This is a genomic window from Micromonospora humidisoli (assembly GCF_016900955.1).
Lineage (GTDB): Bacteria > Actinomycetota > Actinomycetes > Mycobacteriales > Micromonosporaceae > Micromonospora > Micromonospora wenchangensis.
In genome coordinates this window covers 190,002-203,069 of the sequence record NZ_JAFEUO010000004.1, presented here as the reverse complement: position 1 = coordinate 203,069, position 13,068 = coordinate 190,002, and the positions used below count along the sequence as shown (strand labels likewise).

Here is a 13,068-nt window from a genome sequence, read left to right as displayed (position 1 = left end):
CACCGAGGTTGTCGTAGGCGTCGGGAGAATCGACCTGACGGCGCGTGCTGCCCCGACCCGGAGGTGACCGATGTCCAACCCGATGACGGGCGGCAACATGGCCGGCTGGAGCATGCTGCGCTCGATCCGCCACGGCGACGAGGTCTCCTCCCACCGGCTCAAGCGCGGCACCGCCAAACGGATCATGGCGTTCGCCCATCCCTACCGGCGGGACATCGTCGTCTTCCTGGTGACCGTGGTGGTCGCCGCCGTGATCGGGGTGGCCACCCCGGTGCTCGCCGGCCACGTGATCAATGCGATCAGCGGCGGCGGGCCGGAGGCCGGTGCCACGGTCGTGCGGCTCGCCCTCGTCATCGGCGGGCTGGCCGTCGCCGACGCGGTCCTCTCCCTCGTCCAACGCTGGTATTCGGCCCGCATCGGCGAGGGCATCATCCTCGACCTGCGTACGAAGGTCTACGACCACGTGCAGCGGATGCCGTTGCAGTTCTTCACCCGGACCCAGACCGGGGCCCTGGTCAGCCGGCTCAACAACGACGTGATGGGCGCCCAGCGGGCGTTCACCTCCACCCTGTCCGGGGTGGTCAGCAACGTCATCCAGCTGGTGCTCACCGCCGGGGTGATGTTCACCCTCTCCTGGCAGATCACCACGCTCTCGCTGATCCTGCTGCCGATCTTCGTGATCCCGGCCCGGCGGGTGGGCCGGCGGCTGGCCGAGATCACCAGGGAGTCCTACAACCTCGACGCCAAGATGAACGCCACCATGACCGAGCGGTTCGGGGTGGCCGGGGCGCTGCTGGTCAAGCTGTTCGGCTCGCCCGACGTGGAGGCCGGCCGGTTCGCCGCGCGGGCCGAGCGGGTGCGCGACATCGGCATCCAGTCGGCGATGTACTCGCGCACCTTCTTCGTGGCGATGCTGCTGGTCGCCTCGCTGGCCCAGGCGCTCACCTACGGCCTCGGCGGTTGGCTGGCGGTCAACGGCGCGGTCAGCGCCGGCACCGTGGTCACGCTCGCCCTGCTGCTGACCCGCCTCTACGGCCCGCTGACCGCGCTGTCCAACGTCCGGGTCGACGTGATGAGCGCGCTGGTCTCGTTCGACCGGGTCTTCGAGGTGCTCGACCTGCGTCCCGGCATCGAGGAGAAGCCCGACGCGGTGCCGGTGCCCCGGGGTGCCGGGCGGGTCGAGTTCCGCGACGTCCGGTTCCGCTACCCGGCCGCCGCCGACGTCTCGTTGGCCTCGCTGGAGGAGGTCGCCACCCTCGACCGGACGGTCGGCGAGCCGGTGCTCAAGGGGGTGTCGTTCCGGGTCGAGCCGGGGCAGATGGTGGCCCTGGTCGGGCCGTCGGGGGCCGGCAAGTCGACCCTGTCCATGCTGATCTCCCGAATCTACGACGTCACCGACGGCGAGGTGCGGGTCGGTGGGGTCGACGTCCGGGACGCCACCCTCGCCTCGCTGCGCGACGAGATCGGCGTGGTCACCCAGGATTCCCACCTGTTCCACGAGACGATCGCGGAGAACCTGCGGTACGCCAAGCCGGACGCCACCGACGACGAGATCTGGGCGGCGCTGGCCGGCGCCCAGGTGGCCGACCTGGTACGTGCCCTGCCCGACGGGTTGGAGACGACCGTCGGTGAGCGCGGCTACCGCTTCTCCGGCGGGGAGAAGCAACGCATCGCCATCGCCCGGCTGCTGCTCAAGGCCCCGTCGATCGTGATCCTCGACGAGGCCACCGCCCACCTCGACTCGGAGAGCGAGGCGGCGGTGCAGCGGGCGCTGGCCGTGGCGCTGACCGGGCGGACGGCGCTGGTGATCGCGCACCGGCTCTCCACGGTCCGCGACGCCGACCAGATCCTCGTCCTCGACGACGGCCGGATCGTCGAGCGGGGCCGGCACGACGAGCTGGTCGCGGTGGGTGGGCTCTACGCCGAGCTGTACCGCACCCAGTTCGCGGTCGCCGAGTCGCCCACGCCATACCTGGAAGCCGCCGAGCCGGCCGAGCCGATCGTCACCACCGTGCCGATGGGCACCTACGTCGCCCAGGAGGCGCGGCCCCCGGCCGTGGCCAACTGACGCACCCGGGCAGCGGTGACGGCGGTGTCCGCGCGGGTGCAGGGCCGCCGGTCGAGGGCGTGCCGTCGCCCGCGACACGGGACCAGGCCGGGGGGAGCGGCCCCGACCTGGTCCCTGTTGCGACGCGATCCCCACGCCGGGCACCGGGGCACGACTCACCGGCCGGCTGAGCCGATGGTCGTCAATGAGGTGCCCGTTTCGTCATGCCGTGCGGTGCAACTCAGAAGTAGATCGTGCGGGTCTTGGTGTACGTCGTGTATTGGTTGCCCGGGTAGAAGGTGGAACCGGACACGGTGACCTCGATGTTGGTAAATCCGTAGTTGGAGACGAGGTCGCCGGTGAACGTCTCGCAGTTCTGGTAGTAGACGGTGTGGTAAGCGGTGGCGGTGCCGCCCTTGATGGTCACCTGGGAACTCGGGTAGGTGCTCTGCCCGCACAGCGTCACCGAGTAGCTCGCCTGGTTGCTGCCCGTCCCGGTGACGGTTCCGGTGGCGGTGCCGAGGGACTGGCTGTTGTTGTAGCCACCCTTGACCGAGACGTTGATCGGTGCGGTGCCCGCCTGGGCGCTGACCGCGGGCAGCGCGGCCACCACGGCGGCACCGGCGGCACCGGCGGCGAGCAGGCGGATGAAGCGGGAAGAACGGACTTGTGGCATAACTGCTCCCGAGACGAGGGGAAATGCGTTATCGGCGTGTTGCCGATTGCGTGGCCAATGTTAGACCAACGTGAACTCGAAAGCACGCTCGAAATAAATCTGTGTCAATGGTGATGCGATCCGTCGTGCACAATTCATTGCCTTAATGTCGGCATTTACACGACACATCGTGAACGCGCGACGCGACGTACCGTGAGTGCCCGGCGCGACGGCGGTCAGCCGGCGGGGGACGGCGGGAGGCCGGTCACCGCCGTGCGCAGCTCGCCGAAGGCGGCCCCCAGGGTCTGCGGGGTGAAGTGGGCGTTCAGGCCGCTCGGGTTGGGCAGTACCCACAGCCGTGCGCCGGCCAGCGGTTCCGGCTGCGGGCCGAAGCCCGCCCGGGGCCTGGCGAATCCGATCCGGTACGCGGTCACCCCGACCACGGCCACCCAGGCCGGCCCGTACCGGGTCACCTTGTCGACCAGCGTCCGCGCGCCCGCTACCAGCTCCGCCGGGGTCAGCTCGTCGGCCCGGGCACTGGCCCGCGCCACCATGTTGGTGATGCCCAGGCCGTAGCCGGGCAGCGTGTCCTGCTCACTGGGGTGCAGTTGGCGTGGGGTGAAGCCACCCCGGTGCAGGGCCGGCCAGAACCGGTTGCCCGGCCGGGCGAAGTGCCATCCGGTGGCCGCCGACCACAGGCCCGGGTTGATCCCGACGAAGAGCACCGTCAGCCCGGGACCGATCACGTCGGGGATGGTGCGGTCCGCCGCCGCGGCCAGCTCCGCCCGGTCCGGCCGCCGGATCTGGGGCGTGCCCGGCCGGGTCGGGCCGGCGGCGGGGCTGGGCGGTGCTGGTCTCCCCCCGTGACCACCAGCCGCCCCCGCTGAGCGGCGGCGCGGGGTCACAGGCTGCGCAGCGCGCCGCCGTCGACCGGCACGCTGACCCCGGTGACGTAGCCGGCGGCGGGGGAGAGCAGGAACGCGGCGACCCGCCCGAACTCGGCCGGATCGCCGATGCGGCGCAGCGGGATGCCCGCCTCGGCGGCGGCGCGGGCCGTCTCGTCGTCGCCGAGCAGTTCCCGGTTACGGTCGGTCAGGAAGCGACCGGGCAGCAGGCCCAGCACCCGTACGCCGCGCGGGCCGTGCTCGTCGGCCAGGTCCTTGGCCACCCCGGCGAGGCCGGGTCGCAGCCCGTTGGAGATGCCGAGGCCGGTGATCGGGGTCCGGGCCGAGGTGGACAGCACCAGCCCGATCGCACCGCCGTCGGTGAGCGCGGCGGCCACCGTCCGGGCCGTGCGCACGGTGCCCAGGAACACCGTCTCGAAGGACTCCCGCCACTGCGCGTCGCTGACCTGCGCGGCCGTGCCGGCGGGCGGCCCACCCACCGAGACGAGCGCGCCGTCGAGCCGGCCGAAGTGTTCCCGCGCGGCGATCACCAGCCGCTCGGGCAGACTCGGGTCGGCCAGGTCGGCGACGAGGCCGATGGCGTGCCCGGGTCCACCCAGCAGGTCGACCGCCCCGGCGACCCGCTCCGGCGTCCGGGCCGACAGGACCACCCGCGCCCCGTCGGCGACCAGGCACCGTGCGGTCGCGAAGCCGAGCCCCCGGGACGCGCCGGTCAACACGTACACCCGATCGGTGAGTCCGAGATCCATGCCACCGATCCTGCCGTATCCGGCGGGGGGCGGCGCGGCGGCCCGGTGGTCAGCGGGAGGTGGGGCGCAGCAGGCGTACCCGGCCGGCGAGCTGGAGGGCGACGGCGTCGCCGCTGCGGGCCAGGGCCGGCAACCGGCGGCGGCGCGGCGGGTGCCGGCCGTCGTAGCGGTGGGCGGCCTCGCGGGCCGCCAGTTCCTGCTCGCCGAGCGGGGGGAGCGTGCCCCGGTCGCGCAGCGCGCGGGCGAGGTCCCAGCCGTCGCGCAGCGAGCCGGCGGTGGGCCGGCCGGCCGCCCAGCCGGCGAAGGTGGCCGGCCAGGCGTCGCCGAGGCCGGCGGCGAGCAGCGGCCAGTGCCGGGCGACCTCACCGGCCCGCTTGCGCAGCAGTGCCCGCCGGGCGGCGTCGACCCGGTCGGCGGCGAAGCCGGCCGGTAGCGGGGCCCCCGCGACCAGGGCGGCGACCAGCGCGGCCTGTCGGGCGGCCAGCCCCGTCGGCGAGGTGGGGCCGGTCGGGCCAGGCTCGGCGGCGGGCGCGGCGCTCACGTGACGACCGGGTGGCCGGCGACGGTGGCGAGGGCGTCCAGTTCGGCCCGCAGCACGTCGGCGGCCGGGTAGTGGCCGTCGCGTTCCAGCAGCAGCGCGGGTGGGCGGCGGCCGGCGCAGAGCGCGCCGACCAGCTCCAGCACCTCGGTGGGCACCGGATCGGTGTGCGTGTCGTGGTAGAGCCCGCCGTGCTCGGCCCCGCCGGCCACGTGCACGTAGGCGATCCGGTCCAGCGGCAGCCGGTCCAGCAGGGCCTGCGGGTCCTGGCCCCGGTTGCGGGCGTTGGCATAGACGTTGGCCACGTCGAGCAGCAGCTCGGCGTCGGTGGCGTCGAGGATCTCGGTGAGGAAGTCCGCCTCGTCCAGCTCGTCGTCGGGCCAGTCGAACAGCGCGGCGATCGGCTCCAACGCCAGCGGCACCGGCAGCTCCGCCCGGGCCCGGCGGACGTTCGCCGTCACCGCCGCCACCGCCTCCCGGGTGCGGGGCAGCGGCAGCAGGTGCCCGGCCTCCAGCCCACCGGCCCGGACGAACGCGATGTGCTCGCTGACCAGCGGCGCGTCGACCAGTTCGGCGACCCGGGCCAGGTGCGTCACCCGGGCCGGGTCGACCGGCTCCGCGCCGCCGAGGGAGAGCCGCACCCCGTGCGGTACGACGGTGACGTCGCGCCCCCGCAGCGCGGCCAGCCCCGGTGGGAGGGGACCGTCGGGGGCGAGCGACTCCGCCACCACCTCGACGAAGCGCAGGCCGGGCAGCGCGCCGACGAAACCGGCGATCTCCGGCCGCCAGCCGATGCCCACCCCCTGCGGCCGGGTCATCCGCCGCACCCGCCACCGCCGCATCCGCCGCCACCGCCGCAGGAGCTGCCACCACCGCACGACGACCCGCTGTCGCCCGACGAGGTGCCGCCGCCGCACGTGACCCCCGAGGAACCGGTGTAGCCACTGCCGCTGCTCGCGTTCAACGCCTGCCGCTGGATCTCCGCCTGCGCTGCGAAGCCAGGGTCGAGCGCGTAGAGGGAGACGGTGCCGAACAGGGCCACCCCCATCGCCGCGCCGGCCGGACCGTAGGTCGCGTAGGCCGGGGAGACGTCGGGGGCGAGGTGGTGGTTGTCGCTGCGCAGGCGGCCCATCATCACGTTCGCCGTCCTGGTCCGTCGGGGCGTACGGGCCACCAGGGCGAACGCCACCCCGAGGCCGGCCAGGGCGAGCAGCAGCCAGCCGACCGGCCGGCCGTTGATCAGGCCGGAGGCCAGCCGCACCACGCCCAGGGCCAGCAGCACCAGCAGCAGGTTCCGTCCGCGCCGCAGGGCCCGTACCCCGTCGGCGTCGATCAGCAGGCCGCGCTGCTCCAACCCCTGCCGCAGCTCCTCCAGAGCGCGGGTCACCCCGCCGTTGCGGCGCAGCTCGCGGGCGGCGACCGACCGGCGGGCGGCGTGCCGGATCGCGTGGTCGAGCGGAGTGAGCCCGCTGGGTGCCGACTCGGTGGCGACCAACCGGCCGTTCGACTTGACGTCGATCGCGCCGGCGCCGCGCAGCCCACCCAGCGCCGCCCAGATGGCGAGCTGGTCGCCGCCGTTGAGGTAGGCGACCTGCTGCGGACCGAGCTGTTCGGCACCGGTCGCGTCGGGGCCGGCGGTCGTGCGCCGCCGGTGCACCAGTACGCCGACCACGGCGACGACGGCCACCAGAAGGTAGAGCTTCAGGAAGAGCGGGCCGGGGATGCCCCAGGTGTCGCCCGCTGCGGCAAGGGTGTTCATGGGCTGCTCCTGTCGCGCGAGGGGGGATCGCGGCCCCATTGTGGGACAGCCCCGCCACGCCGGCACGGCGGCGGTGGGTGAGTTACCGAGCCGAGACCTGCCGGGCCACGGGCAAGGTCAGCGGCGGCGGACAGCCTCCTCGACCAGGTCCAGCACCGGACCGAGATCGCCGGCGGGCCGGCCCATCGCCAGGTGCAGCACCAGCCCGTCGTACGCCAGCTCCAGGAACTGGGCCAGCACGTCGATGTCGATGTCCTCGCGGAGCACCCCGGCCTCGCGTTGCCGCACGAGCCGGTCCCGGGTCGCCTCGGCGATGGCGGCCGACCGTTGCGCCCACCGGCTGGCGAACGCCGGGTCGGTGCGGAGCCGGCGGGACACCTCCAGTTGGCTGCCCAGCCAGCCGGTGGTGTCCGGGGAGACCGCGCGGGCCAGCAGGTCCCGCATCACCTGGACGAGGCCGTTGCGGGCCACCGTGGAGACCATCACGGCGGCGTCGTCCTCGGCGACGGCGAGGAAGAGGGAGTCCTTGTCGCGGAAGTGGTGGAAGATGGCGCCCCGGGACAGCCCGGTGGCCTCCTCCAGCCGGCGCACGGTGGCGCCCTCGTAGCCGTGCCTGGCGAAACAGGCCCGGGCCGCGCCGAGGATCTCCTGGCGGCGCGCGTCGAGCTGGTCCTGACTTACTCTGGGCACGGGTTGATCGTCGCAGGTGACCGTGCGCAAGGCAAACCGTACGTACGGCTTGCTATTGATCCGTCACCTCGGCCTGCCGGACGCGCGTCCGGTTAGGATCGGCAGGTGGCGACAGCCCCGGTCACCTCCCCCCACCCGTGCACCGCCCCCGCCCGCCCCCGGCTGCCCGACGGTCGACGAGGGGCGGCTCGACCCTGTCGGCGGCGGTCCCCTCTCCCGTAAGGTGCCTCAGTGCCGTTGCTCCTGCTCGACCTGGACAACACCCTGCTCGACCGGGCCGGGCCGTTCCGCGCCTGGGCCGAGGGTTTCCTGGCCGAGATCGGTGCGCCGGCCACCGACATCGACTGGCTGCTGTCCATCGACGCCGACGGGCTGACCGACAGGTGGGACATCGCCGACGCCATCCGGGACCGGTACGCGCTGCGTATCCCCTCCATCGACCTGGTCGAGGAGCTGCACGACGGGGTGGTCGGCTATACCCGGCTGGACCCGCTGGTCGCCTGCGCGCTGCGGATCGCCGACGACGCCGGGTGGCTGCCGGTGGTGGTCACCAACGGCTCGGTGCGGCTGGAGGACGCCAAGATCCGGCAGACCGGCCTGGACCGTTACGTCGCCGACTGGGTGATCTCCGAGGAGGCCGGCGTCAGCAAGCCCAACCCCCGGATCTTCGCGCTGGCCGCCCAGCGGGCCCGGCTGCCGCTGCGCGGCGCGTGGGTGGTGGGGGACAGCCCGGAGGCGGACATCGGCGGGGCCGCCGCGGTCGGCCTGCCCAGCGTCTGGCTGCACCGGGGCCGCAGCTGGACCGACACCCGGTTCGCCCCGACCCGTACCGTCGACTCGTTGATCGCGGCCGTCTCGGTGGTGCTCGCCGGCGGGTAAATCGGTTGTGTCCCGCGCGGGGCGTCGGCCAGCATGGGCCGGCGCGCACGCGCAGCCGGGCGGGGCCCGGTCGAGGAAGGGGGGTCGGTCATGGCCGTCTTCGCAGGGTCGTACCACCTGCCTCCATCAGCCTCGATCAAGGGATCACCAGCACCGTGCGCGAACACGACCTCCCGGCGCCGCAGCGCCGTGGCCGCGGCAGGAGCCGCTTCGACGACGACGAGACACCCTTCCTGACGTACGGCCGGCAGCCGGCCCGTACCGCACCCGAGGACGAACCCGGACCCGAGCCGGAGGACGACTGGTCCTCCTGGGACCAGGCCGTGCACGGACCCGAGCCGCACCCGCGGTGGCTGGTCACCGAGCTGGCCGCCCGGGACACCGACCTCGGCGTGCTCAAGACCGGCAAGGAGGCGGACGTCCACCTCGTCCGCCGGGCGGTGCCCGACACCGACCGGTCCTGCCTGCTGGCCGCCAAGCGGTACCGCGACGCCCAGCACCGGCTCTTCCACCGCGACGCCGGCTACCTGGAGGGACGCCGGGTGCGCCGGTCCCGGGAGAACCGGGCGATGGCCGGCCGGACGGCGTTCGGCCGGCAGATGATCGCCGGACAGTGGGCGGCGGCCGAGTTCGCCGCGCTGTCCCGGCTCTGGGAGATCGGGGCGGAATCCGGACGGATCGCCGTGCCGTACCCGGTGCAGCTGCTCGGCACCGAGCTGATGCTGGAGTTCGTCGGCGACCCCGACGAGGGGACCGCCGCGCCCCGGCTGGCCCAGCTGCGCCCCGACCCGGCCCCGCTGCGCTCCCTGTGGGAGCAACTGGTGGACGCCCTGGTGGTGCTGGCCCGGGCCGGCTACGCCCACGGCGACCTGTCGCCGTACAACCTGCTGGTGCACGCGGGGCGGCTCGTCATGATCGACCTCCCGCAGGTGGTCGACGTGGTGGCCAACCCGCAGGGGCCGGAGTTCCTCGCCCGCGACGTGCGGGTGATGGCCACCTGGTTCACCGCCCGGGGGCTCCCCGCCGCCGACACCGACCCGGCCACCCTCACCGGGCTGCTGCTGCGGGAGGCGGGGGTGCGCTGACGCGGCGACGCCCCGGGCGGCTGCCGGCCGTCCGGGGCGTCGGGCGTTCACTGGAGGTAACGCTCGACCTCCGACACCGGTCGGGCGCCCTGCGCCTCCGGGTCGCCGTGCGCCTCCCGGGCCGCCCGGCGGCGACGCAGCAGGTCCCAGCACTGGTCCAGGGACTCCTCCAGCGCGCGCAGTTGTTCCTTGGCCTCGTCGTCGGTGCCGGATTCGTGGGCCTGGGCCGCCGACCGGAGCCGGTGCTCCTCGTCGACCAGTTCCGAGATCCGGTGCAGGATGCTCTTGTCGTCCATGCCCCTGAGCCTGGCACAGCGGGGTCGGTCGCGCCCGCGATCGGGGCCGGCCGCAGCGGCGACCGACCCGTCCGTTGTGCCGGCGGGCCTGCCCCCACCGTCGGTCGGTACCATCCATGGTGGTCACCATCGCCTCCGACCTGCGGCACCGGCCCCGCTTCCATGATCAGCATGGCTTGAGCGATGGTGGTGCCGACTGCTAGCGTGCGCCGGGTTCAGGTGTGTCGTGACGCGTCGGGCGTCCGGCGGCCACGGTCCGGCCCGGGGGCGGTGTGATGGGTTCCGGCAGCACGCGTCTGCGTACCAAAATCGTCGCCCTGCTCACCTCGCTCGTCGCGCTCTGGTCCTTCGCGGCCTGGGTGACCGTCCGTGACGGCTTCACCCTGCTGTTCGTCCAGACGCTCAACAGCCGGGTGGCCGACCCGGGCCAGTCGTTGCTCACCGCGTTGCAGGACGAGCGTCGGCTCGCCAACGCCTACCTGGGCGAACGCGGCCAGCCGCAGCTCGACGCGCTGACCGCCCAGTGGCAGCGCACCGACCGGGTGTCGGAGGACTTCGGCACGTCGGTGGGCAGTTGGCAGGCCGAACTGGCCACCGGGGAGGACACCCGCCGCCGGGTGGACGAGGTGCTGACCGGGCTCAGTGGCCTCACCGGCGTCCGGGAGTCGGTGCGCGACGCCGGGGTGAACCGGGTCGAGGCGTCGGCCGCGTACACCGCCATCCTCGCCGCGGTGCTGCGGATGTACGGCTCGCTCGGCCAGCTCGACGACCCGCGGATCGCCGCGGAGAGCGAGACCCTGGTCGACCTCTACCAGGTTCGGGAGCTCATCTCCCAGCAGGACGCGCTGATCACCGGGGTACTCGCGGCGGGCCGGATGACCGGCGACGAGTACGCCCGCTTCGCCCAACTGGTCGGCGCCCAGCGCTACCAGACCGCGGAGGCGGCCGGCGAACTGTCCCCGGCCGACCGGGTCCGCTACGACCAGCTCGCCGGCTCCGACGCGGTGACCCGGTTCCGGGTCCTGGAGGACCGGGTGATCCAGCAGTCCCGGTCGGGGAGCACCCTGCCGTTGACCGCGCAGGAGTGGCAGTCGACCGTCGGGCCGGCGATGCAGGCCCAGGTGGACTTCGGGGTGATCATCGGCGACGCGTTGATCGACCGGGCCACTCCGGTCGCGGTGGGCGTCATCGTCCGGCTGGTGCTCGCCGCCGGCCTCGGCCTGATCGCCGTGATCGCCTCCATCGTGGTGTCGATCAGCACCGCCCGGCACCTGGTCCGCCAGGTGGCCCGGCTACGTGACGCCGCGCTGCGGCTGGCCCACGAGCGGCTGCCCGGGGTGGTGGACCGGCTCGGCCGTGGCGAGGACGTCGACGTGGCCCGCGAGGCCCCACCCCTGGACTTCGGCGACGATGAGATCGGCCAGCTCGGGCGGGCGTTCAACGCCGTGCAGGAGACCGCCGTCCGGACGGCCGTGGAGCAGGCCGAGCTGCGGCGCAACGTACGCGGGGTGTTCCTCAGCCTGGCCCGGCGCACCCAGGCGCTGGTGCACCGCCAGCTCACCCTGCTCGACGCGATGGAACGGCGCGAACACGACGCCGGGGAGCTTGAAGACCTGTTCCGGGTGGACCATCTGGCCACCCGGATGCGACGCAACGCGGAGAACCTGATCGTGCTCTCCGGCGCCACCCCGGGCCGGGCGTGGCGGCGCAACGTGCCCATGGTGGACGTGGTGCGTGGCGCGGTCGCCGAGGTCGAGGACTACACCCGGGTGGACGTGCTGCCGCTCGGGCCGGTCGCGCTCGCCGGCCGGGCGGTCGGTGACGTGATCCACCTGCTCGCCGAGCTGATCGAGAACGGGCTGTCCTTCTCGCCGCCGACCACCACGGTGGAGGTGCGGGGTCGACTCGTGACCGCCGGGTACGCCATCGAGATCGAGGACCGTGGCCTGGGGCTGACCGGTGAGGAACTGGCCGCGGCGAACCGCCGGATCGGCGACCGTTCCGAGTTGAACCTGGCCGACGCCGCCCGCCTCGGCCTGTACGTGGTGAGCCGGCTGACCGAGCGGCACGGGGTGAAGGTGCAGCTCAAGGAGTCCGCGTACGGGGGCACGACCGCCGTGGTGCTGATCCCGTCGGAGCTGGTCGTGCCCGGTGATCCGAGCCCGTCCGGCGCCCAGCCGGTCCTCGCCGCCGGCCCGGCCACCCCCGCCGCCCCGTCGGCCGGTGAGGCCCCGTCGCCGGTCACCCCGTCGCCGGTCACCGTGGCAGCGCCGGGCGTGGAGGTTCCGTCACCGGCCGGCGGGACCACGTCGTCGACGGCCCCGTGGGCCGTCCCGCCGTCGGGCGCGCTGACCCCGGCCGGGCTGCCGGCCCGCTCCCGCAAGCGGCCGCCGCGTCAGCCGGACGGCCCGACCTCCGCGCCGCCGCCGGTCAGTGACGCGCTGCACGGGCCGACCGTCCCGACCGGCCTGCCGATCACCGGCGTCCGACCGTCCACCCCGGACCCTGCGGCCACCGGCCCGGCCCGACCCGGCGACCCGTGGACGGCGGCCCCCGGACCCGTCCCGGCGGCTGCCGGGCCGGTCGGCACCGGGCCGGCCACGGACCGGTCGGGCAGTCCCGACCCGGCCGACCGGGCGACCGGGGACGGGCGGACGGCGGACGACGGCGTCGACCCACCGTCGCCTACTGTGGAGGGGCCGGTGACCGACGCGGGCCTGCCGGTGCGGGTGCGTCAGGCGAGCCTGGCACCCGAGCTGCGGGCCGCCCCGGGCACCGGGGAGACCGCGGCCGCGGGTGCCCCGCGGCGCGCCCCCGAGCAGGTACGCCAACTGATGAGCGCCTACCAGTCGGGTACCCGACGCGGCCGCAGCGACGCGGCCCGGCTGTCGGAGGGCACCCGTTCCGGCGAGCGGCCGGACGACGCGGACAACCCGGCGGGCTGACGGCGTCGCGACGGCTGCGACACCGCCGACGGGACGGCAACGGGCACGGGACGGCAACGAGCACGGCGTACGCGCCGGGGAAGAGGACGACGAGTGGGCCAGACGACGGCATCCGGTGCCGACCTGACGTGGTTGCTCGACGATCTGGTCAGCCGGGTCAAGCAGGCCGAGCACGCCGTCGCGCTCTCTACGGACGGCCTGCTGATGGCCGCGTCCGAGGGGATGGGGCGGGACGACGGCGAACACCTCGCCGCGATGGCCGCCGGCATCCAGAGCCTGGCCCGGGGTGCCGGGAAACGGTTCGGCGGCGGGCAGGTCCAGCAGACCATCATCGAGATGGAGTCCTCGTTCCTGTTCGTCACCGCGGCCGGGCCGAACGCGTGCCTGGCGGTGCTGGCCGGCACGGACGCCGACGTCGGCCTGATCGCGTACGAGATGGCGATGCTCGTCGCCCGGGTGGGCAAGTACGTGGCGTCGCCGGCCCGGGGCATCGATCAGCCGTCCGGTGGGAACTGACCGC

13 protein-coding genes are annotated in these 13,068 nt (G+C 74.2%); 5 read left to right on the top strand and 8 right to left on the bottom strand.

What is annotated here, in order from left to right:
• The first annotated feature begins 82 nt into the window (after nt 1-82).
• The gene (locus tag JQN84_RS15710; protein ID WP_204959614.1) at nt 83-2,068 is read left to right on the top strand and encodes an ABC transporter ATP-binding protein; all 1,986 of its coding nucleotides are present in this window, start codon (nt 83-85) and stop codon (nt 2,066-2,068) included.
• Nucleotides 2,069-2,288: 220 nt separating this feature from the next.
• On the opposite strand, the gene JQN84_RS15705 is transcribed toward JQN84_RS15710, so the two are convergent.
• The 7 genes from JQN84_RS15705 to JQN84_RS15675 form a co-directional block, all read right to left on the bottom strand.
• A complete protein-coding gene (locus tag JQN84_RS15705; RefSeq protein ID WP_204959130.1) occupies nt 2,289-2,723 on the bottom strand; it encodes a hypothetical protein in 435 nt (144 codons plus the stop codon).
• Nucleotides 2,724-2,938: 215 nt separating this feature from the next.
• Nucleotides 2,939-3,505, bottom strand: coding sequence for a G/U mismatch-specific DNA glycosylase (mug, locus tag JQN84_RS15700; protein ID WP_307821309.1), 567 nt, complete (start codon nt 3,503-3,505; stop codon nt 2,939-2,941).
• Nucleotides 3,506-3,603: 98 nt separating this feature from the next.
• Entirely contained in the window at nt 3,604-4,356 is a 753-nt protein-coding gene (locus JQN84_RS15695; protein ID WP_204959128.1) for an SDR family oxidoreductase, read from the bottom strand.
• 49 nt (nt 4,357-4,405) lie between these two features.
• Entirely contained in the window at nt 4,406-4,897 is a 492-nt protein-coding gene (locus tag JQN84_RS15690; RefSeq protein ID WP_204959127.1) for an SCO6045 C-terminal-like domain-containing protein, read from the bottom strand.
• Nucleotides 4,894-5,712, bottom strand: coding sequence for an MbnB/TglH/ChrH family RiPP precursor modification enzyme (locus tag JQN84_RS15685; protein WP_204959126.1), 819 nt, complete (start codon nt 5,710-5,712; stop codon nt 4,894-4,896). Before JQN84_RS15685 ends, JQN84_RS15690 begins: the two co-directional genes overlap by 4 nt.
• Nucleotides 5,709-6,653: a TIGR04222 domain-containing membrane protein gene (locus JQN84_RS15680; protein WP_204959125.1), complete on the bottom strand. Its 945-nt coding sequence runs from the start codon at nt 6,651-6,653 to the stop codon at nt 5,709-5,711. The genes JQN84_RS15685 and JQN84_RS15680 overlap by 4 nt, the downstream gene beginning before the upstream one ends.
• A 117-nt stretch (nt 6,654-6,770) precedes the next feature.
• Nucleotides 6,771-7,343: a TetR/AcrR family transcriptional regulator gene (locus JQN84_RS15675; RefSeq protein ID WP_204959124.1), complete on the bottom strand. Its 573-nt coding sequence runs from the start codon at nt 7,341-7,343 to the stop codon at nt 6,771-6,773.
• A 231-nt stretch (nt 7,344-7,574) separates the two neighbouring features.
• Here JQN84_RS15675 and JQN84_RS15670 point away from each other — a divergent pair, with 231 nt between their 5' ends.
• The gene (locus tag JQN84_RS15670) at nt 7,575-8,222 is read left to right on the top strand and encodes an HAD family hydrolase (RefSeq protein WP_204926116.1); all 648 of its coding nucleotides are present in this window, start codon (nt 7,575-7,577) and stop codon (nt 8,220-8,222) included.
• 155 nt (nt 8,223-8,377) lie between these two features.
• Nucleotides 8,378-9,307, top strand: a complete 930-nt coding sequence (locus JQN84_RS15665) for a serine protein kinase RIO (RefSeq protein WP_204959123.1) — start codon at nt 8,378-8,380, stop codon at nt 9,305-9,307.
• A gap of 47 nt (nt 9,308-9,354) precedes the next feature.
• Here JQN84_RS15665 and JQN84_RS15660 read toward each other — a convergent pair whose 3' ends face one another.
• The gene (locus JQN84_RS15660) at nt 9,355-9,603 is read right to left on the bottom strand and encodes a DUF2630 family protein (protein ID WP_088645025.1); all 249 of its coding nucleotides are present in this window, start codon (nt 9,601-9,603) and stop codon (nt 9,355-9,357) included.
• Nucleotides 9,604-9,878: 275 nt separating this feature from the next.
• Here JQN84_RS15660 and JQN84_RS15655 point away from each other — a divergent pair, with 275 nt between their 5' ends.
• The gene (locus JQN84_RS15655; protein WP_204959122.1) at nt 9,879-12,548 is read left to right on the top strand and encodes a sensor histidine kinase; all 2,670 of its coding nucleotides are present in this window, start codon (nt 9,879-9,881) and stop codon (nt 12,546-12,548) included.
• A gap of 93 nt (nt 12,549-12,641) precedes the next feature.
• On the top strand, nt 12,642-13,064 hold the full coding sequence (locus tag JQN84_RS15650; RefSeq protein ID WP_204959121.1) for a roadblock/LC7 domain-containing protein: 423 nt from the start codon (nt 12,642-12,644) through the stop codon (nt 13,062-13,064).
• The last annotated feature ends 4 nt before the right edge of the window (nt 13,065-13,068 follow it).

What these genes read in the sequence shown, in the direction of transcription:
- JQN84_RS15660 (WP_088645025.1), bottom strand. Translation starts at nt 9,603, where the DNA reads ATGGACGACAAGAGCATCCTGCACCGGATCTCGGAACTGGTCGACGAG.
- JQN84_RS15705 (WP_204959130.1), bottom strand. Translation starts at nt 2,723, where the DNA reads ATGCCACAAGTCCGTTCTTCCCGCTTCATCCGCCTGCTCGCCGCCGGT.
- JQN84_RS15680 (WP_204959125.1), bottom strand. Translation starts at nt 6,653, where the DNA reads ATGAACACCCTTGCCGCAGCGGGCGACACCTGGGGCATCCCCGGCCCG.
- JQN84_RS15685 (WP_204959126.1), bottom strand. Translation starts at nt 5,712, where the DNA reads ATGACCCGGCCGCAGGGGGTGGGCATCGGCTGGCGGCCGGAGATCGCC.
- JQN84_RS15695 (WP_204959128.1), bottom strand. Translation starts at nt 4,356, where the DNA reads ATGGATCTCGGACTCACCGATCGGGTGTACGTGTTGACCGGCGCGTCC.
- JQN84_RS15710 (WP_204959614.1), top strand. Translation starts at nt 83, where the DNA reads ATGACGGGCGGCAACATGGCCGGCTGGAGCATGCTGCGCTCGATCCGC.
- JQN84_RS15655 (WP_204959122.1), top strand. Translation starts at nt 9,879, where the DNA reads ATGGGTTCCGGCAGCACGCGTCTGCGTACCAAAATCGTCGCCCTGCTC.